Annotated in this window: 21 protein-coding genes; 16 read left to right on the top strand and 5 right to left on the bottom strand. The window is 69.8% G+C overall.

The annotated features are described in order from the left end of the window. Nucleotides 1–79: 79 nt before the first annotated feature. The 3 genes from purD to upp all read right to left on the bottom strand — a co-directional run bounded on the left by purD (nucleotide 80) and on the right by upp (nucleotide 3,061). Complete coding sequence (gene purD, locus SB771_RS04345; protein WP_126228245.1) at nucleotides 80–1,360, bottom strand: phosphoribosylamine--glycine ligase; 1,281 nt, start codon at nucleotides 1,358–1,360, stop codon at nucleotides 80–82. A 105-nt stretch (nucleotides 1,361–1,465) separates the two neighbouring features. Then, nucleotides 1,466–2,194, bottom strand: a complete 729-nt coding sequence (locus SB771_RS04340) for a YebC/PmpR family DNA-binding transcriptional regulator (protein ID WP_006752214.1) — start codon at nucleotides 2,192–2,194, stop codon at nucleotides 1,466–1,468. A gap of 216 nt (nucleotides 2,195–2,410) precedes the next feature. Then, nucleotides 2,411–3,061, bottom strand: a complete 651-nt coding sequence (gene upp, locus SB771_RS04335; RefSeq protein ID WP_006478229.1) for a uracil phosphoribosyltransferase — start codon at nucleotides 3,059–3,061, stop codon at nucleotides 2,411–2,413. 224 nt (nucleotides 3,062–3,285) lie between these two features. On the opposite strand from upp, the gene SB771_RS04330 reads away from it, so the two are divergent. The 16 genes from SB771_RS04330 to SB771_RS04255 all read left to right on the top strand — a co-directional run bounded on the left by SB771_RS04330 (nucleotide 3,286) and on the right by SB771_RS04255 (nucleotide 20,613). Beyond that, nucleotides 3,286–4,065: an SDR family oxidoreductase gene (locus SB771_RS04330; RefSeq protein WP_105786948.1), complete on the top strand. Its 780-nt coding sequence runs from the start codon at nucleotides 3,286–3,288 to the stop codon at nucleotides 4,063–4,065. Nucleotides 4,066–4,119: 54 nt separating this feature from the next. Then, nucleotides 4,120–4,512, top strand: a complete 393-nt coding sequence (locus SB771_RS04325; RefSeq protein ID WP_006752212.1) for a methylglyoxal synthase — start codon at nucleotides 4,120–4,122, stop codon at nucleotides 4,510–4,512. A gap of 183 nt (nucleotides 4,513–4,695) precedes the next feature. Next, on the top strand, nucleotides 4,696–5,670 hold the full coding sequence (locus SB771_RS04320; protein ID WP_175660189.1) for a quinone oxidoreductase family protein: 975 nt from the start codon (nucleotides 4,696–4,698) through the stop codon (nucleotides 5,668–5,670). A gap of 309 nt (nucleotides 5,671–5,979) precedes the next feature. Then, nucleotides 5,980–6,072 carry a K(+)-transporting ATPase subunit F gene (gene kdpF / locus SB771_RS04315; protein ID WP_006752209.1) on the top strand — a complete coding sequence of 31 codons (93 nt, stop codon included), beginning with the start codon at nucleotides 5,980–5,982 and terminating at the stop codon, nucleotides 6,070–6,072. After that, nucleotides 6,069–7,874 carry a potassium-transporting ATPase subunit KdpA gene (kdpA, locus tag SB771_RS04310; protein ID WP_175660188.1) on the top strand — a complete coding sequence of 602 codons (1,806 nt, stop codon included), beginning with the start codon at nucleotides 6,069–6,071 and terminating at the stop codon, nucleotides 7,872–7,874. Before kdpF ends, kdpA begins: the two co-directional genes overlap by 4 nt. Before the next feature lie 54 nt (nucleotides 7,875–7,928). Beyond that, complete coding sequence (gene kdpB, locus SB771_RS04305) at nucleotides 7,929–10,040, top strand: potassium-transporting ATPase subunit KdpB (RefSeq protein WP_105830718.1); 2,112 nt, start codon at nucleotides 7,929–7,931, stop codon at nucleotides 10,038–10,040. Nucleotides 10,041–10,064: 24 nt separating this feature from the next. Beyond that, nucleotides 10,065–10,646: a potassium-transporting ATPase subunit KdpC gene (kdpC, locus tag SB771_RS04300; RefSeq protein ID WP_175660187.1), complete on the top strand. Its 582-nt coding sequence runs from the start codon at nucleotides 10,065–10,067 to the stop codon at nucleotides 10,644–10,646. Nucleotides 10,647–10,791: 145 nt separating this feature from the next. Further along, nucleotides 10,792–13,629, top strand: a complete 2,838-nt coding sequence (locus SB771_RS04295) for a DUF4118 domain-containing protein (RefSeq protein ID WP_175660186.1) — start codon at nucleotides 10,792–10,794, stop codon at nucleotides 13,627–13,629. Then, a complete protein-coding gene (kdpE, locus tag SB771_RS04290; protein WP_012364338.1) occupies nucleotides 13,622–14,320 on the top strand; it encodes a two-component system response regulator KdpE in 699 nt (232 codons plus the stop codon). The genes SB771_RS04295 and kdpE overlap by 8 nt, the downstream gene beginning before the upstream one ends. Before the next feature lie 161 nt (nucleotides 14,321–14,481). Further along, complete coding sequence (locus SB771_RS04285) at nucleotides 14,482–14,766, top strand: DUF333 domain-containing protein (RefSeq protein ID WP_175660185.1); 285 nt, start codon at nucleotides 14,482–14,484, stop codon at nucleotides 14,764–14,766. Nucleotides 14,767–14,936: 170 nt separating this feature from the next. Then, nucleotides 14,937–15,257 carry a quaternary ammonium compound efflux SMR transporter SugE gene (gene sugE, locus SB771_RS04280; RefSeq protein ID WP_011657508.1) on the top strand — a complete coding sequence of 107 codons (321 nt, stop codon included), beginning with the start codon at nucleotides 14,937–14,939 and terminating at the stop codon, nucleotides 15,255–15,257. Between the two features lie 222 nt (nucleotides 15,258–15,479). Further along, nucleotides 15,480–16,097, top strand: coding sequence for a DUF4126 domain-containing protein (locus tag SB771_RS04275; RefSeq protein WP_012364337.1), 618 nt, complete (start codon nucleotides 15,480–15,482; stop codon nucleotides 16,095–16,097). Between the two features lie 107 nt (nucleotides 16,098–16,204). Further along, entirely contained in the window at nucleotides 16,205–18,709 is a 2,505-nt protein-coding gene (locus tag SB771_RS04270; RefSeq protein ID WP_175660430.1) for an ABC transporter permease, read from the top strand. 43 nt (nucleotides 18,710–18,752) lie between these two features. After that, nucleotides 18,753–19,163 carry a group II truncated hemoglobin gene (locus tag SB771_RS04265; protein ID WP_175660184.1) on the top strand — a complete coding sequence of 137 codons (411 nt, stop codon included), beginning with the start codon at nucleotides 18,753–18,755 and terminating at the stop codon, nucleotides 19,161–19,163. A 104-nt stretch (nucleotides 19,164–19,267) separates the two neighbouring features. Further along, on the top strand, nucleotides 19,268–19,999 hold the full coding sequence (locus SB771_RS04260; protein ID WP_175660183.1) for an alanyl-tRNA editing protein: 732 nt from the start codon (nucleotides 19,268–19,270) through the stop codon (nucleotides 19,997–19,999). Next, on the top strand, nucleotides 19,996–20,613 hold the full coding sequence (locus SB771_RS04255; RefSeq protein ID WP_126228238.1) for a DUF924 family protein: 618 nt from the start codon (nucleotides 19,996–19,998) through the stop codon (nucleotides 20,611–20,613). Before SB771_RS04260 ends, SB771_RS04255 begins: the two co-directional genes overlap by 4 nt. 80 nt (nucleotides 20,614–20,693) lie before the next feature. On the opposite strand, the gene SB771_RS04250 is transcribed toward SB771_RS04255, so the two are convergent. Then, complete coding sequence (locus SB771_RS04250; protein WP_175660182.1) at nucleotides 20,694–22,592, bottom strand: ArnT family glycosyltransferase; 1,899 nt, start codon at nucleotides 22,590–22,592, stop codon at nucleotides 20,694–20,696. 229 nt (nucleotides 22,593–22,821) lie between these two features. Continuing rightward, nucleotides 22,822–23,583: an SDR family oxidoreductase gene (locus SB771_RS04245; protein WP_175660181.1), complete on the bottom strand. Its 762-nt coding sequence runs from the start codon at nucleotides 23,581–23,583 to the stop codon at nucleotides 22,822–22,824. Nucleotides 23,584–23,592: the final 9 nt, after the last annotated feature.

Genomic DNA, 23,592 nt, shown 5'->3' with positions numbered 1-23,592 from the left:
GGGGGCCGTAAAAAAGGCCACTGCCGGGCATTCTATCGAACCCCGGCAGAGGGGCCTGCGCGGGCAGGCGGTCAGTGTGTCACGCGCTCTTGCGGTTCAATGCGCGGAAGCCGATGTCGCGCCGGTACTGCATGCCTTCGAAATTGATCTGGTTGATCGTGTCGTATGCATGCTGCTGCGCTTCGCGCACCGAATCGGCGAGGCCGACCACGCACAGCACGCGGCCGCCCGAGGTAATGAGCTTGTCGCCTTCGGCGAGCGTCGTGCCTGCATGGAACGTCACGGCCTGTGCCGTCTCGGCCGGGATCCCGTTGATACGGTCGCCCTTGCGCGGCGCGTCCGGATAGCCGTGCGCGGCCAGCACGACGCCGAGCGCGGTGCGGCGATCCCAGTCGAGCTCGACCGAATCGAGCGTGCCCGCGATCGCCTGTTCGACGACCTTCGAGAAATCGCTCTTCAGGCGCGCCATGATCGGCTGCGTCTCGGGGTCGCCCATCCGGCAGTTGAACTCGAGCGTGCGCGGATTGCCTTCCTTGTCGATCATCAGGCCCGCATACAGGAAGCCCGTGAAGCGGATGCCGTCCTTCTCCATCCCGCGTACCGTCGGCATGATGATTTCGCGCATCACGCGTGCGTGCATCTGCGGCGTGACGATCGGCGCGGGCGAATAGGCGCCCATGCCGCCCGTGTTCGGGCCGCGGTCCTCGTCGAGCAGGCGCTTGTGGTCCTGGCTCGATGCGAGTGCCAGCGCGTGCTTGCCGTCGACCATCACGATGAAGCTCGCTTCCTCGCCGTCGAGGAATTCCTCGATCACGACGCGCGCGCCGGCGTCGCCCAGCTTGTTGCCCGACAGCATCATGTCGACCGCGGCGTGCGCTTCTTCCAGCGTCATCGCGACGACGACACCCTTGCCGGCCGCGAGGCCGTCGGCCTTCACGACGATCGGCGCACCCTTCGCGTCGATGTACGCGTGCGCGGCGGCGGCGTCGGAGAAGGTTTCGTAGTCGGCGGTCGGAATGCCGTGACGCTTCATGAACGCCTTCGCGAAATCCTTCGAGCTTTCGAGCTGCGCGGCTTCGCGGGTCGGACCGAACACCTTCAGGCCGCGGGCGCGGAACAGGTTGACGATGCCGGCCGCGAGCGGCGCTTCCGGCCCGACGAGCGTGAACGCGACGCCTTCGCTTTCCGCGAAATCGGCCAGCGCGTCGAGCGACGTGATGTCGACGTTTTTCAGACGCTCGTCTTGCGCCGTGCCGCCATTGCCCGGCGCGACGTAGACCATCTGGACGCGCGGCGATTGCGCGAGCTTCCACGCGAGCGCATGTTCGCGGCCGCCTGAACCGACGACGAGTAGTTTCATGGGATTCCCCGCAGACTAGAAAACAGGGCGGCCGGCACGCTCAGGCGCGCCGGCCGCGAAATCGGTCGAGCCGCCGCCGTGATCGTGTGCACGGCGGCCGGCATCTCATTCCTCGACGATGACGGCGTTCGTATACACCTCCTGCACGTCGTCGAGGTTCTCGAGCGCGTCCAGGAGCTTCTGCATCTTCGCCGCATCGTCGCCGGTGAATTCGACTTCGTTCTGCGGCTTCATCGTCACTTCGGCGAGTTCGGCCTTGAAGCCCGCGGCTTCGAGCGCGTCCTTCACCGCCGAGAACGCCTGCCAGTCGCACAGCACCTCGATCGAGCCGTCGTCGTTCGTGCTGACGTCGTCCGCGCCGGCTTCGAGCGCTGCTTCCATCAGCGCGTCTTCCGACGTGCCGGGCGCGAACAGGAACTGGCCGACGTGATCGAACATGAACGCGACCGAACCGTCAGTGCCCATGTTGCCGCCGAACTTCGAGAACGCGTGGCGGACTTCCGCGACCGTGCGGGTGCGGTTGTCGGTCAGCGTGTCGACGATGATGGCCGCGCCGCTGATGCCGTAGCCTTCGTAACGGATTTCTTCGTAGTTCGCGCCGTCCGCGCCGCCGACGCCGCGGTCGATCGCGCGCTTGACGTTGTCCTTCGGCATGTTCGCGTCGGCCGCCTTGTCGACCGCGAGACGCAGACGCGGGTTCGAGTTCGCGTCACCGCCGCCGAGGCGCGCCGCGACCTGGATTTCCTTGATCAGGCGAGTCCAGATCTTGCCGCGCTTCGCGTCGGCCGCTGCCTTCTTGTGCTTGATGTTGGCCCATTTCGAATGACCAGCCATACCTTTCTCCGTGCCCGGGCGCGCAGCGCGGGCGATTGTGCCAATGTGTCGTTGAATCGGCGGCCGTGTCGGCGGGCGTGATGCCGCGGGGCCGCGCGTGTCGAGTAGAACGTGATTTTATCACGCGGCGACCGTCGCTTCGGGGCCGCCGCGCATGGCCGAACGGCCGGTGCGGGCCGTCGCCGCGCACCGGCCGGTCGGTCCGGCCGCGGCGCGTCAGTTCTTGGTGCCGAACAGGCGGTCGCCCGCGTCGCCCAGGCCCGGCACGATGTACGCGTGCTCGTTCAGGTGCGAGTCGAGCGACGCGACGAACAGCTTCACGTCCGGGTGGGCGTCCTGGAACACCTGGACGCCTTCGGGCGCGGCCACCAGCGCGACGAACATGATGTTCGCGGCCGGCACGTTGCGGCGCTTGAGCACGTCGACCGCGTGCACGGCCGAGTAGCCGGTCGCGACCATCGGGTCGCACAGGATGAAGATGCGGTCTTCGAGGTCCGGCAGGCGCACCAGGTATTCGACCGGGCGGTGATCTTCCGCGCGGTACACGCCGATGTGGCCGACCCGCGCGGACGGGACCAGGTCGAGCAGGCCGTCCGACATCCCGATGCCCGCGCGCAGCACGGGCACGATCGCCAGCTTCTTGCCCGCGATCACCGGTGCGTCGACCGCGACGAGCGGGGTTTCGACCCGCTTGGTCGTGATCGGCAGGTTGCGGGTGATCTCATAGCCCATCAGCAGCGTGATTTCGCGCAGCAGCTCGCGGAACGTGCGCGTCGACGTGTCCTTGTCGCGCATGTGCGTGAGCTTGTGCTGGATCAGCGGGTGATCGGTGATGAAGAGATTCGGGAAACGGCTGTCCTGTTTCATGACGGGGGCGCCTTGCCGGCAAAAGGGGATCGGGGGCGGCGGCGGGCGCAAGCCGGCTGCCGCTTATGGCCGCAATTTTACCAAGGCGCGCCGCGCGATCCGGATATTATCGACGTCTCACGACAATCCGCGCGTCGTGCCAGCCCGTTCGCGACCGTTCGCCCGTCCGGCGATGCGGCCGGGGCCGGGCCGCGCCGGCGCGCGTCGCCATAAAGGAATCGACGATGGATCTCGGCATCGCAGGAAAGACCGCCCTCGTGTGCGCGGCGAGCAAGGGCCTCGGGCGCGGCTGCGCGGAAGCGCTGGCCGCCGAGGGCGTGAATCTCGTGATCGTCGCGCGCACGCGCGACACGCTGGAGGAAACCGCCGAGGAGATCCGCGCCGGGGCGAACGTGTCGGTCACCGCCGTCGCGTGCGACATCACGACGCCCGACGGGCGCGCGGCCGCGCTCGCCGCCTGCCCGCAGCCGGACATTCTCGTGAACAATGCGGGCGGCCCGCCGCCCGGCGACTTCCGCGATTTCTCGCACGACGACTGGATCCGCGCGCTCGAGGCGAACATGCTGACGCCGATCGAGCTGATCCGCGCGACCGTCGACGGGATGATCGGGCGCGGCTTCGGCCGGATCGTCAATATCACGAGTTCGGCCGTGAAGGCGCCGATCGACGTGCTCGCGCTGTCGAACGGCGCGCGCTCGGGGCTGACCGGCTTCGTCGCGGGGCTGTCGCGCAAGGTCGCCGGCCAGGGCGTGACCATCAACAACCTGCTGCCGGGGCTGTTCGACACCGACCGGATCGCGACGACGCTTGCCGCGTCGGCGAAGGCGCAGGGCGTGACGGTCGACGAACTGCGCGCGCGGCGCGCGAAGGAGATCCCGGCCGGGCGCCTCGGCACGCGTGCCGAATTCGGCGCCGCGTGCGCGTTCCTCTGCAGCGTGCATGCCGGCTATATCACCGGGCAGAACTGGCTGCTCGACGGCGGCGCGTATCCGGGCACGTTCTGACGCACGCACCGCCATTCAAAAGACGACAACCATCGAACCACGAAGGAACCGGAGATGAGCAAACCCCGCATCGCATTGATTGCGCACGACGCGAAGAAGGACGACATCGTCGCGCTCACGGGCCAGTTCCGCGAGACGCTCGCGCAATGCCGGCTGGTCGCGACGGGCACGACGGGCGGCCGCATCGCCGCCGCGCACGGGCTCGAGGTCGAGCGCAAGCTGTCGGGGCCGCTCGGCGGCGACCTGCAGATCGGTGCGGAGCTGGCCGACGGCCGCGTCGACATCGTCGTGTTCCTGCGCGACCCGATGACCGCGCAGCCGCACGATCCGGACATCACCGCGCTGGTGCGCGCGTGCGACGTGCACGACGTGCCGGTCGCGACCAACGTCGCGACCGCGCGGATGCTGCTCGACGATCTGGCGCGCAACATGCAGGACGTCTGCTAGCCGCCTGCCGGCCCGATTGCCCCTGCTTGCGTCAGGGCCATGCCCACGCCTCGCGGTTGCGCGCGAGAATCGGGCGTCGCGACGCGCAGCTGACGTCGGTGCCCGCCCGCACGGGGCGGCGCCGGCCGGCGCGTCGGCGAACCGAATATTCCCCTGAGCGATTCAGAAACGAGGAGCGAAACGATGCCGAAAGCAATCCGATACGACCAGCCGGGCGGCCCGGACGTGATGAAGTGGGTCGATGTCGAGGTCGGCGCGCCGAAGGCCGGCGAAGTCCGCATCCGGCAGCAGGCGGTCGGGCTCAATTACATCGACGTGTATTTCCGCACGGGCCTCTATCCGCAGCCGCTGCCCGGTGGCCTCGGGATGGAGGCGGCGGGCGAGGTGACGGCCGTCGGCGACGGCGTGACCGCCTTCAAGGCGGGCGATCGCGTCGCGTACGTCGGGCAGCCGCCGGGCGCGTATGCGCAGGAGCGCGTGATGCCGGCCGAGCGGCTCGTGAAGCTGCCGGACGGGATCAGCTATGACGACGCGGCCTCGGTGATGCTGCAAGGGCTGACCGCGCACTACCTGCTGCGCCGCACGTACCCGGTGAAGGCCGGCGACACGATCCTGATCCATGCGGCGGCCGGCGGCGTCGGCCTGCTCGTGTGCCAGTGGGCGAAGGCGCTCGGCGCGACCGTGATCGGGACGGTCGGCTCCGACGAGAAGGCCGCGCTCGCGAAGGCGCACGGCTGCGATCATCCGATCGTCTATACGCGCGAGAACTTCACGCAGCGCGTGAAGGAGATCACGAACGGCGCGGGCGTGCCGGTCGTCTACGATTCGATCGGCAAGGACACCTACATCGGTTCGCTCGACTGCCTCGCGCCGCTCGGCTACTTCGTCAGCTTCGGCAATGCATCGGGCCCGCTGCCGGCGATCGACTCGAAGGAGTTCTCGTCGCGCGGCTCGCTGTTCTTCACGCGGCCGACGCTGTTCTCGTACATCGCGAAGCGCGCCGATCTCGAAGCCGCGGCCGCCGAGCTGTTCGACGTGATCCTGACGGGCAAGGTGAAGACGAGCATCAACCAGCGCTATCCGCTCGCGGAAGTCGGCCGCGCGCATGCCGACCTCGAGTCGCGCAAGACGACCGGCTCGACGATCCTCATTCCCTGACCCTTCCGTCGTGCCGGCACCCCGCCGGCACGCGCCCCTTGCGGGCGGCGCCGGCCGCCGCCCGTCCTGTCCGCTCTCCCGCCCGCCGTCCTCCGCTGCACGCGTTTACGCGTTTTTTACACCCGCCCGATCACCTTTGACCCGTCCTTTACGCGCGTTCCCATAAGGTTCGAGTCGTCAGATTTCGACGACGGAGAACACAAAAATGGATGGGGTTTTCATCGGTGCACTGGTGCTGTTCACCGCGCTGATCCTCGGTTTGCTTGCCGGTTGCGAGAAGCTCGTGCAATACGGTCGCGGGGGGCGGGCATGACCTGGATGCTTTGGCTGGCGGGCGCGTCGACGGCCCTGCTGTTCGCGTACCTCGTTTTTGCGCTGCTGCGCGCGGAGGACATCGAATGAACGCGAACAACCTGTTGCAGATACTGCTGTTCATCGTCGTGCTGCTCGCGGCGGCCGTACCCGTCGCGCGCTACCTGAGCGGCGTGATGGACGGCAGCTCGCGCGTCGTGCGCGTGTTCGGGCCGCTCGAGCGGGTGCTGTACCGCATCGCCGGCGTCGACGCCGGCACCGAAATGAACTGGAAGCAATACGCGATCGCGACGATCGCGTTCAACGCGCTCGGCGTGCTGTTCCTTTACGGGCTGCTGCGCCTGCAGGGCTTGCTGCCCGGCAACCCGCAGCAGTTCGGCGCGATGACGCCCGACGGTGCGTTCAACACGGCCGTCAGCTTCGTCACCAACACGAACTGGCAGGACTACACGCCCGAGCAGACGGTCGGCTACCTGACGCAGATGCTGGGCCTGACCGTGCAGAACTTCCTGTCGGCGGCGACCGGCATCGTCGTCGTGATCGCGCTGATCCGCGGCTTCGCGCGCCACACCGCGCAGACGATCGGCAACTTCTGGGTCGACCTCACGCGCGTGACGCTGTACGTGCTCGTGCCGATGGCCGCGCTCGTCGCGGCGCTGCTGATGAGCCAGGGCGTGATCCAGAACATGAAGGCGTACCAGGACGTGCCGGTGCTGCAGGCGAGCACCTACGCGGCGCCGAAGCTCGACGCGCAGGGCAGCCCGGTGAAGGACGACAAGGGCAACCCGGTGACGGTGCCGACCCCGCTCGTGAAGCAGACGCTCGCGATGGGCCCGGTCGCGTCGCAGGAAGCGATCAAGATGCTCGGCACGAATGGCGGCGGCTTCTTCAATGCGAACTCCGCCCATCCGTACGAGAACCCGACGCCGTTCGCGAACTTCCTGCAGATCTTCTCGATCCTGATCATCCCGGCCGCGCTGTGCCTGGTGTTCGGCCGCATGATCGGCGACCGCCGGCAGGGCATCGCGGTGCTCGCGGCGATGACGGTCGCGTTCGCGGTCGCGGTCGGCGTCGAGGTGAGCGCCGAGCAGGGCGGCAACCCGACGTTCGCCGCGCTTCACGTCGACCAGTCGGCCGGCGCGCTGCAGCCGGGCGGCAACATGGAAGGCAAGGAAACGCGCTTCGGGATCGCGCAGACCGGCATCTTCACGGTCGCGACGACGGCCGCGTCGTGCGGCGCGGTCGACACGATGCACGATTCGCTGACGCCGCTCGGCGGCCTCGTGCCGATGCTGCTGATGCAGCTCGGCGAGGTGGTCTACGGCGGTGTCGGTTCGGGCCTCTACGGGATGCTCGTGTTCGCGCTGCTCGCGGTGTTCGTCGCCGGCCTGATGATCGGCCGCACGCCCGAATACGTCGGCAAGAAGATCGAGTCGTACGAGATGAAGATGGTGTCGATCGTCGTGCTGCTCACGCCGCTGCTCGTGCTGGTCGGCACGTCGATCGCGGTGCTGGCCGACGCAGGCAAGGCCGGCATCGCGAATCCGGGCCCGCACGGCTTCTCGGAAATCCTGTACGCGTTCAGCTCGGCCGCGAACAACAACGGCAGCGCGTTCGCGGGCCTGACGGTCGGCACGCCGTTCTACAACTGGATGACCGCGATCGCGATGTGGTTCGGCCGTTTCGGCACGATCGTGCCGGTGCTGGCGATCGCCGGCTCGCTCGCCGCGAAGAAGCGCATCGCGGTGACGAGCGGCACGCTGCCGACGCACGGCCCGCTGTTCGTCGTGCTGCTGCTCGGCACCGTGCTGCTGGTGGGCGCGCTGACCTACGTGCCGGCGCTCGCGCTCGGCCCGGGCGTCGAGCATCTGATGATGTGGCTGGGCGCGTAACGCGCGAGCGCATCGCGACACGTTGAAACGACTGAAGAGATTGAAGAGATCGCAATGACTCAACATTCCGCAACACGGTCCATGTTCGATCCGGCGCTGCTGCGTCCGGCGATCGTGGACTCGTTCAAGAAACTCACGCCGCGCACGCAGTTCCGCAATCCGGTGATGTTCTGCGTGTACGTCGGCAGCATCCTGACCACGATCCTGTGGATCGCGGCGCTCGCCGGCCAGGCCGAGGCGCCGGCCGGCTTCATCCTCGCGATCGCGCTGTGGCTGTGGTTCACCGTGCTGTTCGCGAACTTCGCCGAAGCGCTCGCCGAAGGGCGTTCGAAGGCGCAGGCCGCGTCGCTGCGCAGCGCGAAGAAGGATGTGCTGGCGAAGAAGCTGAACGAGCCGCATCCGAAGTCGCCGATCCGCATCACGACCGCGTCCGACCTGCGCCGCGGCGACGTCGTGCTGGTCGAGGCCGGCGACGTGATCCCGGCCGACGGCGAGGTGATCGACGGCGTCGCGTCAGTCGACGAATCGGCGATCACCGGCGAATCCGCACCGGTGATCCGCGAGTCGGGCGGCGACTTCTCGTCGGTGACGGGCGGCACGCGCGTGCTGTCCGACTGGATCGTCGTGACGGTCACCGCGAACCCCGGCGAGGCGTTCCTCGACCGGATGATCGCGATGGTCGAAGGCGCGAAGCGCAAGAAGACGCCGAACGAGGTCGCGCTGACGATCCTGCTCGTCGCGCTGACGATCGTGATGCTGCTCGCGACCGCGACGCTGCTGCCGTTCTCGATGTTCTCGGTCGAAGCGATGAAGGCCGGTCACGTAGTGACCATCACCGCGCTCGTCGCGCTGCTGGTGTGCCTGATCCCGACGACGATCGGCGGCCTGCTGTCCGCGATCGGCGTGGCGGGGATGAGCCGGATGATGCAGGCGAACGTGATCGCGACGTCGGGCCGCGCGGTGGAAGCGGCCGGCGACGTCGACGTGCTGCTGCTCGACAAGACCGGCACGATCACGCTGGGCAACCGCCAGGCGTCGATGTTCGTGCCCGCGCCGGGCGTGACCGAGGAAGCGCTGGCCGACGCCGCGCAGCTGTCGTCGCTCGCCGACGAAACGCCGGAAGGGCGCAGCATCGTCGTGCTGGCCAAGGAGCGCTTCAACATCCGCCAGCGCGACATGGCGCAACTGCACGCGACGTTCCTCGGCTTTTCCGCGCAGACGCGCATGAGCGGCGTCGATCTGTTCCCCGAGGGGACGCCCGCCGGCGCGCCCGGTCGCGAGATCCGCAAGGGCGCGGCCGACGCGATTCGCCGCTACGTCGAGACGCACGGCGGCCGCTTCCCGGAAGAAGTGCGCCGCGCGGTCGACGACGTCGCGCGCCGCGGCAGCACGCCGCTCGTCGTGGCCGACCTGCATGACGGCGTGGCGCGCGTGCTCGGCGTGATCGAGCTGAAGGACATCGTGAAGGGCGGCATCAAGGAGCGCTTCGCGGAACTGCGCAAGATGGGCATCAAGACCGTGATGGTGACGGGCGACAACCGGTTGACGGCCGCGGCGATCGCGGCGGAGGCGGGCGTCGACGATTTCCTCGCGGAAGCGACGCCGGAAACCAAGCTCGCGACGATCCGCGAGCACCAGACGGCCGGCCGGCTCGTCGCGATGACGGGCGACGGCACCAACGACGCGCCGGCGCTCGCGCAGGCCGACGTGGCCGTGGCGATGAACACCGGCACGCAGGCGGCGAAGGAAGCCGGCAACATGGTCGACCTCGATTCGAACCCGACGAAGCTGATCGAGATCGTCGAGATCGGCAAGCAGATGCTGATGACGCGCGGCTCGCTGACCACGTTCTCGATCGCGAACGACATCGCGAAGTACTTCGCGATCATCCCGGCCGCGTTCGTGACGACGTACCCGCAGCTGCGCGTGCTCGACATCATGCACCTGAGCTCGCCGGCATCCGCGATCCTGTCGGCGGTGATCTTCAACGCGCTGATCATCGTCGCGCTGATCCCGCTCGCGCTGAAGGGCGTCCCTTACCGGCCGCTCGGCGCCGCGTCGCTGCTGCGCCGCAACCTGCTGGTGTACGGCCTCGGCGGCCTGCTGCTGCCGTTCCCGTTCATCAAGCTGATCGACATGACGCTCGCCGCGCTCGGCTGGGCCTGATGCGCCGTACCTGAAGGAACCATCATGAAAACGTTGATTCGCCCGCTCGTCGTGATCTTTGTCGTACTGACCGTCGTGACGGGGCTCGCTTACCCGGCCGTGATGACCGTGTTCGGCCAGGCCGTGTTCCCGTCGCAGGCGAACGGCAGCCTGATCGAGAAGGACGGCCGTGCAGTCGGCTCCGCGCTGATCGGCCAGCCGTTCGATGCGCCGAAATACTTCTGGGGCCGGCTGTCGGCCACCTCGCCGATGCCGTACAACGCGAGCGGCTCCGGCGGCTCGAACCTCGGCCCGCTCAATCCGTCGCTCGCCGAGCAGGTGAAGGCGCGCATCGCCGCGCTGCGCGACGCGGGCACCGACCTGTCGAAGCCCGTGCCGGTCGACCTCGTGACGGCGTCGGCGAGCGGCCTCGATCCGGAGATCACGCCGGCCGCCGCCGCATACCAGGTCGAGCGCGTCGCGAAGGCGCGCAACCTGAGCGCCGACGCGGTCGCGCAGCTCGTCGCCGCGAACACGGCGGGCCGCCAGTTCGGCGTGCTCGGCGAGCCGCGCGTGAACGTGCTGAAGCTGAATCTCGCGCTCGACGCGGCGCAGGCCGCGCACTGAAAGTGGACGCTGGCTTCCCGGCGCGGCTTGCGGCGCGCGGGGTCCGATTTTTCCGACGGCGCTTGCGCCGTCTTTGCCTTTTGCGGCGATTTGGAACAACAATGCCGATACTCGCGCGCCATCCGGCGCTTCGCCTTCGTCACGCATGAACCGTCCCGATCCCGACCAACTCCTCGACAAGCTGCAGCGCGATGAAGAAAAGCAGCGGCGCGGCCAGCTGAAGATCTTCTTCGGCGCGTCCGCGGGCGTCGGCAAGACCTACGCGATGCTGCAGGCCGCGCGCCAGCGGCTGCAGGACGGCGTCGACGTCGTCGTCGGCATCGTCGAGACCCACGGCCGCGGCGAAACCGCCGCGCTGCTCGACGGCCTCGACGTGCTGCCGCTCGCGCGCATCGAGTATCGCGGCCGCACGCTCGCCGAATTCGATCTCGACGGCGCGCTCGCGCGCGCCCCGCAGCTGATCCTCGTCGACGAGCTCGCGCATTCGAACGTGCAGGGCGCGCGTCACCTGAAGCGCTGGCAGGACGTCTACGAACTGCTCGACGCGGGCATCGACGTGTACACCACCGTCAACGTCCAGCACCTCGAAAGCCTGAACGACGTGGTCGGCGCGATCACCGGCATTCGCGTGTGGGAGACCGTGCCCGACCGCGTGTTCGACGCGGCCGACGAGGTCACGCTGGTCGACCTGCCGGCCGAGGAGCTGCTCGAGCGGATGCGCGACGGCAAGGTGTATCTCGCGCAGCAGGCCGAGCGCGCGGTGCGCAACTTCTTCCGCAAGGGCAACCTGATCGCGCTGCGCGAACTGGCGCTGCGGCGCACGGCCGACCGTGTCGACGCGCAGATGCGCGAGTACCGCGCCGACCGTTCGATCCAGCGCATCTGGCAGGCGCGCGAGCGGTTGCTCGTGTGCGTCGGTCCCGGCCCCGAGGCGCCCACGCTGGTGCGCGCGGCCGCGCGGCTCGCGGCGAGCGTGAGGGCCGACTGGATCGCCGTGTACGTCGAGACGCCGCGGCTGCAGCGGCTGCCCGACGCGCGGCGGCAGCGCACGCTCGATGCGCTGAAGCTCGCGGCCGAGCTCGGCGCGGAGACGGCCACGCTCGCCGGCGACGACGCGGTCGCCGCGCTGATCGGCTATGCGAAGGTGCGCAACGTGTCGAAGATCGTCGCGGGCGGCTCGTCGAAGGTCGGGCTCGCGCGCCGCTTCGCGCGGCCGTTCGGCGAAAAGCTCGCCGAACGCGCGGGCGACGTCGACCTGATGCTGATCCGCGCGTCGGCGAGCGACGAAGTGCGCGCGGTGCCGCTCGACGCGGGCGCACGCGACTGGCGCGATGCGTTTGCGCACCTCGGCACGCGTCGTTCGCCGCTGCAACACTACCTGTACGCCGCCGCGATCTGCGCGGCGATCACCGGTGTCGCGAGCGTCGTGTCCGCACGGCTCGACCTGACGAACCTCGTGATGCTGTACCTGCTCGGCGTCGTGTTCTCTGCCGTGCGGCTCGGGCGCGGCCCGGGCGTGCTGCAGTCGTTCCTGTCGGTCGCGGCGTTCGACTTCTTCTTCGTGCCGCCGCGCATGTCGTTCTCGGTCAGCGACACGCAATACCTGCTGACCTTCTTCGGGATGCTGCTCACGTCGCTCGTGATCAGCCACCTGACGTCGACGCTGACGCGCCAGGCGAGCATCGCGCAGCGCCGCGAGCGCCGGACCGGCGCGATCTACGCGATGGCGCGCGAACTCGGCGCGGCGCTGACGACCGAGCAGATCGTCGAGATCGGCAGCCGCCACGTGGGCGAGGTGTTCCGCGCGCGCGTCGCGTTCCTGCTGCCCGACAGCGCGGATCAGGTGCGGCAGAAGATCGAGGAGCCCGACGCGGTCGTCACGCTGACGGGCGCGGATCTCGACTGCGACGTCGGCCAGTGGGTGTACGACCAGCAGAAGCCGGCCGGGCGCGGCACCGACACGCTGCCCGCGACCACCGCGCTGTACCTGCCGCTGAAGGCGCCGATGCGCACGCGCGGCGTGCTCGCGGTGGCGTCGCGCGATCCGCGCGAGCTCGAGGTGCCCGAGCAGCTGCGCATGCTCGATGCGTTCGCCGCGCAGATCGCGCTCGCGCTCGAACGCGTGCACTACGTCGAGATCGCGCGCGATGCGCTCGTCAACATGGAGTCCGAGCGGCTGCGCAACTCGCTGCTGTCGGCGATCTCGCACGACCTGCGCACGCCCCTCACGACGATCGTCGGCTTTTCGTCGATGCTCGCGAACGCGCGCGCGGCCGCGCCGCACACGCCGGCGGCCGAACGCTCCGCGCAGCGCGAAGGCGAACTCGTCGACGCGATCCACGACGAGGCGCTGCGGATGACGGGCATCGTCACGAACCTGCTCGACATGGCGCGGCTGCAGGCCGGCAGCGTGCAGCTCAAGCGCGAGTGGTCGCTGCTCGAGGAAACCGTGGGCGCCGCGCTCGCCGCGTGCAAGCGCGTGCTGGCGCAGCATCCCGCGCGCGTGTCGCTGCCGGCCGACCTGCCGCTGCTGCAGATGGACGCGGTGCTGATGGAGCGGCTGTTCACCAACCTGTTCGAGAACGCGGCGAAGTACACGCCGGCCGACACGCCGATCGACATCGGCGCGGAGCGCGTGACCGACGACGGGCGCCCGTTCGTGCGCGTGCACGTCGACGATCACGGCCCGGGCTTGCCGAGCGGGATGGAAACGCGCATCTTCGACAAGTTCACGCGCGGCGAGAAGGAATCGGCGACGCCGGGCATCGGGCTCGGCCTCGCGATCTGCCGCGCGATCGTCGAAGCGCACGGCGGTAGAATCGGCGCGCTCAACCGGACCGGGCCCGACGGCCGCGTGACGGGCGCGCGCTTCTGGTTCACGCTGCCGGTCGACACGCCGCCGGCCGTGCCTGCCGCACCCGACGACGACCTCGACGTGCCCGGCGCATCGTCACCCTCCGAGCCCTTGCCAGACCATGAGTGAACCGAGCCTGACCGTCGTCCTGATCGAGGACGAAAAACAGATCCGCCGTTTCGTGCGCGCCGCGCTCGAAGAGGAGGACATCGCCGTGTTCGAGGCGGAGACGGGCAAGCAGGGGCTGATCGACGCGGCGACCCGCAAGCCCGATCTCGTGATCGTCGACCTCGGCCTGCCCGATACCGACGGCCTCGACGTGATCCGCGAACTGCGCGGCTGGTCGGAAGTGCCGGTGATCGTGCTGTCCGCGCGCACGCAGGAAGACGAGAAGGTCGCCGCGCTCGACGCGGGCGCCGACGACTACCTGACCAAGCCGTTCGGCGTGTCCGAACTGCGCGCGCGGATCCGTGCGCAACTGCGCCGGCGCAACCAGGGCGGCGCGAACGAATCGCCGAAGGTCAGCTTCGGCGGCGTGAGCGTCGATCTCGCGATGCGCCAGGTGTGGCGCGATGGCGAGATCGTGCATCTGACGCCGCTCGAGTACCGGCTACTTGCGACGCTCGTGCGGCACGCGGGACGCGTGCTCACGCATCGCCAGCTGCTGCGCGACGTGTGGGGGCCGTCGCATGTCGAGAGCCATCACTATCTGCGCATCTACATGGCGCACCTGCGCCAGAAACTCGAGCGCGATCCCGCGCAGCCCGAGCACATCGTCACCGAGACAGGCGTCGGCTATCGGCTCGTCGGCGCTGCGTGACCGCGGCGTGATGCCCGCCGCGTGATGCGGCCGGAATGCAAGGCTGCGCGCCGGTGAAGTTGCGTCGGCGCGACATCGTCGCCGCACGCGCCGGCCGCGCACACCGGCCACGCGTTCCCCGCTATGCTGACCGTTACGCGAACGAAACCGAGGAGGGTGCAATGTCCGTCCGTCTGGTCGTCATGTGTGCGCTGGCGCTTGCCGCATCGGGCGCGTTCGCGCAGCCGCTGCCCCCGGGGCAGCAGCCTTCGGCGCCGCAAGCGGCGCTTGCCAATCCCGCGTCGGTCAACTGCGTGAAGCTCGGCGGCCGCCACATGATCCGCAACCTGCCGAGCGGTCAGGTCGGGATGTGCGTGTTCAAGGATGGCCGCGTGTGCGACGAATGGGCGCTGTACCGTGACGACCGCTGCGTCGGCGGCGGCGGCGCCAAGCGCGCGGCGAACTGAGCTCGGCGCGGCCGCCGCGGCCGCCGCGGCCGGACCCTGCTCCGGCCCGATTCGCAATGTGGGCATCCTGCATACCTGTAAGCCTCTTGTTATACTCGGCGCCGCCCGGGGACGACCCCGGGTCATTCGCTTCAACGGGGACGGCCCCATCCGAGACGGAGTAGGTCGAGATGGCGTGGGTATTGTTGTTGATCGCCGGTTTGCTGGAAGTGGCCTGGGCGGCCGGCATGAAATCGTCAGAGGGTTTCACGAAACTCTGGCCGTCGGTGTTTACGATCGTCACGTCGCTCGCCAGCTTCGGGCTGCTCGCGGTCGCGATGCGCCAGTTGCCGCTCGGCACCGCGTATGCGGTGTGGACGGGGATCGGCGCGGTCGGCGCGTTCATATTCGGGATTGTCATGATGGGCGAGGCGCTGACCGTCGCCCGCGTCGCGAGCGCGTCGCTGATCGTGCTCGGGCTGGTCGGCCTGAAACTGTCGTCGTCCGCCTGATACCGGCCTGCCGGGCGCCGGCCGGCGCCCGCGCCCGGCCGTGACGCACCGCGGAATTGCGTCGGCCCTCCTGACAGCCTGTCTATAATGGAACGCATTCGGGCCTGAATGCCGTTGCGCCGTTCGCGGCAGGCGGGGCCGGTCGCCACGCGCCGCGCGGCCGGTCATACCGACTCGATCCGATCAATCGGCAAATCGCACGGCACGTGCAAGGAGAGGGCCATGATCGAAGCCATTTCGCTCGGCGCGGGGCTCGCGTGGGCGAGCGGGCTGCGCCTTTACCTGACGGTTCTGATTGCCGGCGTGCTCGCGCGGGTCGGCTGGCTTCATCTGCCCGATACGCTCGCGGTCCTCACGTCGCCGTGGGTCATCGGCGCCGCCGCCGTGCTCGCCGTCACCGAATTCCTTGCCGACAAGATCCCCGCGTTCGATTCGCTGTGGGACGCCGTGCACACGTTCATCCGCATTCCGGCCGGCGCGGTGCTGGCCGCCGGTGCGCTCGGCCATGCCGACCCGACCGTGCTCGCGGTCGCCGGGCTGGCCGGCGGTTCGCTCGCCGGCGCCGCGCACGTCGCGAAGGCCGGCACGCGCGCGCTCATCAATCTCTCTCCGGAACCGATCTCCAACTGGGTCGCATCGTCCACCGAGGACGGGCTCGTGTTCGGCGGCCTCGCGCTCGCGTTCTTCGTTCCCCTTGCGTTCCTCGTGCTGCTCGCCGCGTTCATCGCGGCGTCGGCGTGGGCGTTGCCGCGTCTGTGGCGCGGCGTGTCCGGCGGGTTCCGCGGGATGGCGAACCACATGGTGACGCGGCTCAACTCGATCGGGGGCAAGCGCGATTGAAGGCGCCGTCACCCGCCGAGCGGCAGCACGCTGACCCGTCGCCGGCCGGGCGGCCCGGCCATGCCGGCCGCTTCGGCTGGCACGACCTGATCCATCAGGCCGCGCGGATGACCGCGCGCGACTGGCGCGCCGGCGAGCTGACGCTGCTCGTGCTCGCGCTGGTGCTGGCAGTCGCGGCGCTCACGAGCGTCGGTTTTCTCGCCGATCGGCTGCGCCAGGGGCTCGAGCGCGATGCGCGCCAGATGCTCGGCGCCGATTTCGTCGTGCGCGCCGACCATCCCGTCGATCCGTCGTTCGATCGCGAGGCGCGCGCGCTCGGGCTGCGCACCGCGACGACCGCCATCTTCCCGAGCATGATCGCGTCAGCCGCCGGCGGTCACGCGAGCGGCGCGGCACCCGCGCGCCTCGCGGCCGTGAAGGCCGTGTCGCCCGGCTATCCGCTGCGCGGCGCGGTCGAGATCGTGCCGGCCGGCGCGAGCGCCGCGCACAAGGCAACCACGATTCCCGCGCCTGGCACCGTGTGGGCCGATCCCGCGCTGCTCGATGCGTTGCATCTGAAGGCGGGCGACACCGTGCGCGTCGGGCTGCGCACGTTCACGGTCGCCGCGTCTATTTCCCGCGAGCTCGATCGCGGCTTCTCGTTCGTCAATTTCTCGCCGCGGCTGATGATGCGCGCGGACGAACTCGCCGCGACCGGACTCACGGGCTACGGCAGCCGCGTCACGTACCGGCTGCTGATTGCCGGCGACACGCCGGCCGTCGCGCGCTTCGAGGCCTACGCGCACGGGCGCGTCGACGGCGGCAAGCTGCGCGGCGTCGGCCTCGAATCGCTGCAGGAAGGTCAGCCGCAGGTGCGCCAGACGCTCGATCGCGCGCGCCATTTCCTGACGCTCGTCGCGCTGCTGACCGCGCTGCTCGCCGCGGTCGCGATCGCGATGGCCGCGCAGCGCTACATGCGGCGCCATCTGGACGGTTGCGCGACGATGCGCTGCCTCGGCGTGAGCCGGCGCACGCTCGGCGCGCTGTTCGCGCTCGAATTCGCCGGCATCGGCATCGTCTCGGGCATCGCGGGCGCGGTGCTCGGCTACGTCGGCCACTGGGCGCTGCTGGCCGCGCTCGGCGGCCTGATCGAGGTCGCGCTGCCGGCGCCGACCCTCTGGCCCGCGCTCGTCGGGGTGGGCGCCGCGCTCGTGCTGCTGCTCGGCTTCGCGCTGCCGCCGCTCGCGCCGCTCACGCGCGTGCCGCCGGTGCGCGTGCTGCGGCGCGACTGGGGCGACGCGTCGCGTATCGCGTGGGCCGCGTATGCGATCGGCGTCGTGCTGTTCGCGGGGTTGCTGATCGTCGCGGCGGGCAACCTGAAGCTCGGGCTGATCGTCGCGGGCGGGTTCGCCGGCGCGCTGGTCGGTTTCTCGCTGATCGCGCGGCTCGTGCTGTACGCGGCGGCGCGCGCGGTGCGCAATGCGCGCGTGGCCGCGGGCATCGGCTGGCGCTACGCGCTCGCGTCGCTGCACCGGCGCGGCACGGCGAGTGCGCTGCAGATCACCGCGCTCGCGCTGGGCCTGATGTGCCTGCTGCTGATCGCGATTACGCGCAACGACCTCGTCGCCGGCTGGCGGCAGTCGACACCGCCCGATGCGCCGAACCAGTTCCTGATCGACATCCAGCCCGACCAGCGCGACGACGTCGCGGCGTGGCTCGCCGCGCACGGCGTGCGCGACGCGGTGCCCGCGCCGATGGTGCGCGGCCGGCTCGTCGCGATCAACGGCAAGCCGGTGAACCCGGACGCGTATCCATCGGACGACGCGCGCCGGCTCGTCGACCGCGAATTCAACCTGTCGTATACGACCGAGCTTCCGTCCGACAACCGGATCGTCGCGGGCGACTGGTTCGGTCACTCGGCCAGGCCGGAGATCTCGATCGAGGACGGGCTCGCGAAGATCCTGAACGTGAAGCCGGGCGACACGCTGCGCTTCGACGTGACGGGGCTGACGGTCGATGCGCCGATCACCAGCGTGCGCAAGCTCGACTGGGGCTCGTTCCGCGTCAATTTCTTCGTGCTGATGCCGCCGCCGGTGCTGAAGGATTTCCCGGCCGTCTACCTGACGAGCTTCCACCTGCCGGCCGAGCAGGCCGCGCTGCTCGATCCGCTGATCGCGCGCTACCCGAACCTCACCGCGATCGACGTCGCGCCGATCCTCGCGCAGCTGCAGCGGATGATGCTGCAGGTGGTCGGCGCGGTGCAGTTCCTGTTCGGGTTCACGCTCGCGGCCGGCGTGCTCGTGCTGTACACGGCGCTCGCCGGCTCGCGCGACGAGCGCGTGCACGAGGCCGCGCTGCTGCGCGCGCTCGGCGCGTCGCGCGCGCAGGTCAACGCGGTGCAGCGCGCGGAATTCATCGTCGTCGGCGCGCTCGCCGGTGCGCTGGCGTCGGCGGGCGCGATCGCGGTCGGCTGGGTGCTCGCATCGCGCGTGTTCGACTTCCAGCTCGCCGTCGATCCGTGGCTCGTGCCGGCCGGCATCGCGGCCGGCGTCGCGTGCGCCGGTGCGGCCGGCTGGCTGAGCCTGCATAATGTGTTGCGGCGCCCCGCGCTGCAGTCGCTGCGCGACGCGTGAGCGTCGCCGGCGGCCCCGAATATCCCGTTTCCGATTATCCGTAATGACCGATGTGAATGATGATGCGCCGTCGCAGCCGACGGCGTTCGAGCTCGTGGGCGGCGAAGGCCGCGTGCGCGAGATGGTGGACCGTTTCTACGACCTGATGGACCTCGAGCCCGAGTTCGCGGAGATTCGCGCGTTGCATCCTGCGTCGCTCGACGGCTCGCGCGACAAGCTGTTCTGGTTCCTGTGCGGCTGGCTCGGCGGCCCCGACCACTACATCAGCCGGTTCGGCCACCCGCGCTTGCGCGCACGGCACCTGCCGTTCCCGATCGCGTCGGTCGAGCGCGACCAGTGGCTGCGCTGCATGGCGTGGGCGATGGAGGACGCCGGCCTGCCCGAGCCGCTGCGCGAGCGGCTCATGCATTCGTTCTACGACACGGCCGACTGGATGCGCAACCGGCCCGGTTGATCGACCGGTACGCCGCTGTCCGGACGCCGGACGATCTGCGTCTGGGCGCCGCTGCGGTGCGGCGCGACACTGACCGTTTCCCCGCTCGATACGAGGTTCCCCCGATGACGACCCAAGCCCTGTTTCGCGAGGATGCCTATCTGACGCAATGCGACGCCGTCGTCGCGGCCGTCGGCGATGACGGCATCCGGCTCGATCGCACGGTGTTCTATCCGCTCGGCGGCGGGCAGGCCGGCGACACCGGCATGCTGACGCTGCCCGACGGCGGCACGATCGCGATCGCCGACACGCGCAAGGCGAAGTTCGACGGCGCAACCCCCGACGACGCCGTGCACGTGCCCGCGCCGGGCCAGGAAGCGCGCGTCGCGGCGCTCGCGCCCGGCGCGCGCGTGGTCGCGGGCATCGACTGGCAGCGCCGCTACCGGCACATGCGGCTGCATACGGCCGCGCACCTGATGTGCGCGGTGCTGCCGTACCCGGTCGACGGCTGCAGCGTGACGGCCGACTACGTGCGGCTCGATTTCGCGACGTCCGACGCGATCGACCGCGCCGACGTCGAGCGCCGTCTCGCGGAGCTGGTCAGCGGCGCGCATGCGGTCACGACCGAATGGATCACCGACGCGGAGATGACCGAGCGGCCCGAGCTCGTGCGCACGATGAGCGTGAAGCCGCCGATGGGGCTGGGCCGCGTGCGGCTGCTGCGCATCGCCGGCGTCGACCTGCAGCCGTGCGGCGGCACGCACGTGCGCAACACGTCGGAGATCGGCGACCTGCGGGTCGCCAAACTTGAAAAGAAGAGCGCGCGCACACGCCGCGTCGTACTGGAGTTTGCATGACGATCGACAACCTGACCGACACCGCCGCGGCGCTCGATCCGCAAGCACGCGAGATTCTCGATTTCTGGTTCGGCGAGCCGGGTTCCGCCGAGTTCGGCCACGCGCGCAAGGTGTGGTTCAACGGCGGCGCGGCGTTCGACGACGTGCTGCGCACGCGCTACGGCGCGTTGCTCGACGCCGCATGCGACGGCGCGTGCGATCACTGGGCCGCCACGCCGCTTGGTGCGCTCGCGCTGATCGTGGTCCTCGACCAGTTCTCGCGCAACATTCATCGTGGCACGCCGCGCGCATTCTCCGCCGATCCGAAGGCGCTGGCGCTCGCCCGGCGCGTCGTCGCGGCCGGGTGGGACGCGCAACTGCCGAGCGGGCATCATCGCGCGTTTGCGTACCTGCCGTTCGAACATGACGAGTCGCATGAGAGCCAGCGCGAGGCCGTGCGGCTGTGCGCGGGCATTCGCGACGAGGCCGGGTGCGAGAGCTATCACGACTTCGCGCTGCGCCATGCGGCCGTGGTCGAGCGCTTCGGGCGGTTCCCGCACCGGAACGCGATTCTCGGTCGCGCGTCGACCGACGAAGAGGCGGCCTTCCTGCGCGAGCCCGGTTCGTCGTTTTGACATGCGCAGCGGTGGCGCGCGGGGCGTGACGCCGGGCCGGGGATCACTACGACGGCGCCGTTGCGCGGCGCCGCGTTGCATCACGGCGTGTCGTGTGCTTCAGGCGTGCGCACGTAGACGCGCAGCAGTTCCGCGTTGTCGCCCGGGCGCGCGCCGCTCCAGAACAGTTTCCACTCACTGCCCGGCGCCGGATCGACGGCCCGCACGCCCTGGACGATCATCCACGTGCAGCGCGTCGTCTTCGCGTCGTCGATCGGCGTGTGCTGGATCCCGGAGAAGTAGTACAGCATCGGCGCTTCCGACTCGCCGAGCCCGTGCAGGCTTGCCATGCAGTCGTCGTCGCGCCATTCGAGCGCGAGATGCGCGTCCAGGTCGTCGAATACGGACCGGTAGCTCTTCGCGACGTCGAGCCACGGCAGCAGCAGCGTATACACGAGGCCCCACGCCACCAGCGCGCCCGCGCCCCACGACAGCGCGCCGCGCCACGGGCCGGTCGTGCGCAGCTTCGGCAGCAGCGACAGCCAGCCGACGGTCAGCACCAGCGCGCCGATCACGAACCCGGGCACGATCGGCATCGTCCAGTCGAGCGGCAGCCAGCGGCCGAGCGGGGCGAGGCTCGCCCGCGATGCGCGCGGATCGGCCATCACCGCCCAGATCACCCACGCGAGCGCGACGGCGCTACCGAACAGCAGGCGGCTGAGGTAATCCCACGCGAGATGCAGCCCGCGCGGCAGGCGTTCGATCGCCTGCGCGGCGATCAGCGCGAGCGGCGCGAAGAACGGCAGGATGTAGAGCTGGCGCGAGGTCGCGGACACTTGCAGCACCGCCAGGCCGATGCCGGCGAACAGCACGGGCAGCGCGACGCGCGGCGCGTGCCAGTCACGCCATGCGCCGCGCGCCAGCGCGACGATCGCGAGCGGCGCGACCGGGAAGCCGACGAGCAGGAACGCACGCAGGATGAAGAACGGCTTGTCGTTTTCCGCGCCGAGTTCCGGCACTGAGAAGCCGAAGAAGCGGCCGACGTTGTTGTCCCAGAACCACGTCATGAACAGCGTCTCGGAGCGCAGGAACAGCGCGATTGGCCAGATCAGCGCGAACGGTGCGAACACGAGCGCGGCGATACCGAGCGAGCGCGCGAACGCACGCGTGCGGCAGGCCGGGTAGAGCACCAGCGCGCCCATGAGCGTGGCGGCGAACACGAGCGGCACGAACAGCCCCTTCGCCATCAGCGCGATGCCGACGCCCGCGCCGAACATCGGCGCGGCCCAGCGGCCCGACGGCTGCATCGGCAGCGCATGCCGCATCTGCTGCGCGCGCGCGACGTGCTGCATCACGAGCTCGAGCAGGCCGCAGAAGGCCATCGCGGTGCCGGCGAACAGCGCGACGTCCGTCATCATGTCGTGCACGTGCTTGATGACGACGAGCGTGCCCGCGCTCAGCACGACGGGGCCGATCACGCGCAGCTCGAGCCAGCCTTGGGCCCGGCTGGCACTGCGTGCCGCGCGTGCGATGAAGCCGAACGCGAGCGCGGCGAACAGCGCGCTCGCGAGCCGTGCCGCGTCGTGCAGCGGCATCACGCGCTGCAGCAGCCACGCGAGGCTCGTCGCGACCCACGCGTAGAGCGGCGGCTTTTCCATGAAGGGCAGGCCGGCGTTGGTCGGCACGACGAAGTCGCCCGTCTCGAGCATGTGCTGGATGATGCCGAACGTATAGGTTTCGTCCTGCTTCCACGGATCGTGGCCGAGCACGCCGGGCAGCGTATACGCGCAGACCAGCGCGGCGACCAGCAGCCACACGCGCCAGCCGAGCCGTAGCACGCGATCGCCGGCGCCGTTCGTCGCGGTGGCGCCTGCCACGGCGGGCGTGCCGGCGGCATTGAGCGTCGCGTTGGGAGCGGGATCGGCGGCTGATCGGGCGTGCGTGGCCGAAGCGGGCACGGAGGACGTGCGTCGCCGGCCGGGTGCTGCGGTTCCGGGCATGGAAAAGATCTCGGTCGGGTCAAGCCGGTCCGGCGACATGGGCCGGAACCAATAAGGGGCGCATCAACGCGAGAAAGACAGCCGGATGACCGACCGTTTTCAGGCTTGGCGCTAGTAGAGCATGGAAGTGTTACGAATGTTTACTGAAATGGTCACGATATTGTGGAGATTTGTGGTGTCGTGACCAGAAGAATGTTTCAGTCGGCGCGTTGAGGCGCCTGCGGGGCGATTATCGTCCGCCGCCGACGTCGAGAAGGGCGCCCGTCGTGTATGACGCCGCGTCGCCGAGCAGCCAGACGATCGCCTCGGCGATCTCCTGCGCTTCGCCCGCACGGCCGAGCGGAGTCTGCGCGCCGAGGCGCGCAGCGCGCCCCGGCTGGCCGCCGCTGGCATGGATTTCGGTTTCGATCAGGCCCGGGCGTACCGCGTTGACGCGCACGCCGTGCGGGCCGAGTTCCTTCGCCAGGCCGATCGTCAGCGAATCGACCGCGCCTTTCGAGCCCGCGTAGTCGACGTATTCGTTCGGTGAACCGAGCCGGGACGCGATCGACGACACGTTGACGATCGCGCCGCCGCGCCCGCCGCGGTCGGTGGACAGCCGGCGCGCGGCTTCGCGTGCGCATAGATAAGCGCCGAGCACGTTGGTGTCGAACATCCGCCGCAGCCGGTCGACCGGCATGTCGGCGAGCGGCATCGACGGCGCGACGATCCCCGCATTGTTGACGAGCGCGTCGAGGCGGCCGAACGCCGCCGTGACTGCGTCGAACATCGCGATGACGTCCGCCTCGTTCGCGACGTCGCCGGCGACGACGCACGCGCGTGCGCCGGCGTCGCGAACCGCTTGCGCGGTGAGTTCGGCGGCGGCCGCGTCGCGCGCGTAGTTGATGCCGACGTCCCAGCCGCGCTTGGCCGCGAGCACGGCGGTCGCGCGGCCGATGCCGCGGCTCGCGCCGGTGATCAGGACGGCCTTGCGATCGGACAGTGCAGGCATCGCGCGTGG

This window comes from Burkholderia sp. SIMBA_051 (assembly GCF_046534915.1).
GTDB classification, from domain to species: domain Bacteria; phylum Pseudomonadota; class Gammaproteobacteria; order Burkholderiales; family Burkholderiaceae; genus Burkholderia; species Burkholderia ambifaria.
Note: the sequence above shows the minus strand (reverse complement) of the source record. Positions and strands in the feature narration are given on the sequence as shown.

Bases quoted from the DNA above. Each gene is read 5' to 3' on its own strand.
- purD (WP_126228245.1), bottom strand. From the start codon at position 1,360: ATGAAACTACTCGTCGTCGGTTCAGGCGGCCGCGAACATGCGCTCGCG.
- SB771_RS04340 (WP_006752214.1), bottom strand. From the start codon at position 2,194: ATGGCTGGTCATTCGAAATGGGCCAACATCAAGCACAAGAAGGCAGCG.
- upp (WP_006478229.1), bottom strand. From the start codon at position 3,061: ATGAAACAGGACAGCCGTTTCCCGAATCTCTTCATCACCGATCACCCG.
- SB771_RS04330 (WP_105786948.1), top strand. From the start codon at position 3,286: ATGGATCTCGGCATCGCAGGAAAGACCGCCCTCGTGTGCGCGGCGAGC.
- SB771_RS04325 (WP_006752212.1), top strand. From the start codon at position 4,120: ATGAGCAAACCCCGCATCGCATTGATTGCGCACGACGCGAAGAAGGAC.
- SB771_RS04320 (WP_175660189.1), top strand. From the start codon at position 4,696: ATGCCGAAAGCAATCCGATACGACCAGCCGGGCGGCCCGGACGTGATG.
- kdpF (WP_006752209.1), top strand. From the start codon at position 5,980: ATGACCTGGATGCTTTGGCTGGCGGGCGCGTCGACGGCCCTGCTGTTC.
- kdpA (WP_175660188.1), top strand. From the start codon at position 6,069: ATGAACGCGAACAACCTGTTGCAGATACTGCTGTTCATCGTCGTGCTG.
- kdpB (WP_105830718.1), top strand. From the start codon at position 7,929: ATGACTCAACATTCCGCAACACGGTCCATGTTCGATCCGGCGCTGCTG.
- kdpC (WP_175660187.1), top strand. From the start codon at position 10,065: ATGAAAACGTTGATTCGCCCGCTCGTCGTGATCTTTGTCGTACTGACC.
- SB771_RS04295 (WP_175660186.1), top strand. From the start codon at position 10,792: ATGAACCGTCCCGATCCCGACCAACTCCTCGACAAGCTGCAGCGCGAT.
- kdpE (WP_012364338.1), top strand. From the start codon at position 13,622: ATGAGTGAACCGAGCCTGACCGTCGTCCTGATCGAGGACGAAAAACAG.
- SB771_RS04285 (WP_175660185.1), top strand. From the start codon at position 14,482: ATGTCCGTCCGTCTGGTCGTCATGTGTGCGCTGGCGCTTGCCGCATCG.
- sugE (WP_011657508.1), top strand. From the start codon at position 14,937: ATGGCGTGGGTATTGTTGTTGATCGCCGGTTTGCTGGAAGTGGCCTGG.
- SB771_RS04275 (WP_012364337.1), top strand. From the start codon at position 15,480: ATGATCGAAGCCATTTCGCTCGGCGCGGGGCTCGCGTGGGCGAGCGGG.
- SB771_RS04270 (WP_175660430.1), top strand. From the start codon at position 16,205: ATGACCGCGCGCGACTGGCGCGCCGGCGAGCTGACGCTGCTCGTGCTC.
- SB771_RS04265 (WP_175660184.1), top strand. From the start codon at position 18,753: ATGACCGATGTGAATGATGATGCGCCGTCGCAGCCGACGGCGTTCGAG.
- SB771_RS04260 (WP_175660183.1), top strand. From the start codon at position 19,268: ATGACGACCCAAGCCCTGTTTCGCGAGGATGCCTATCTGACGCAATGC.
- SB771_RS04255 (WP_126228238.1), top strand. From the start codon at position 19,996: ATGACGATCGACAACCTGACCGACACCGCCGCGGCGCTCGATCCGCAA.
- SB771_RS04250 (WP_175660182.1), bottom strand. From the start codon at position 22,592: ATGCCCGGAACCGCAGCACCCGGCCGGCGACGCACGTCCTCCGTGCCC.
- SB771_RS04245 (WP_175660181.1), bottom strand. From the start codon at position 23,583: ATGCCTGCACTGTCCGATCGCAAGGCCGTCCTGATCACCGGCGCGAGC.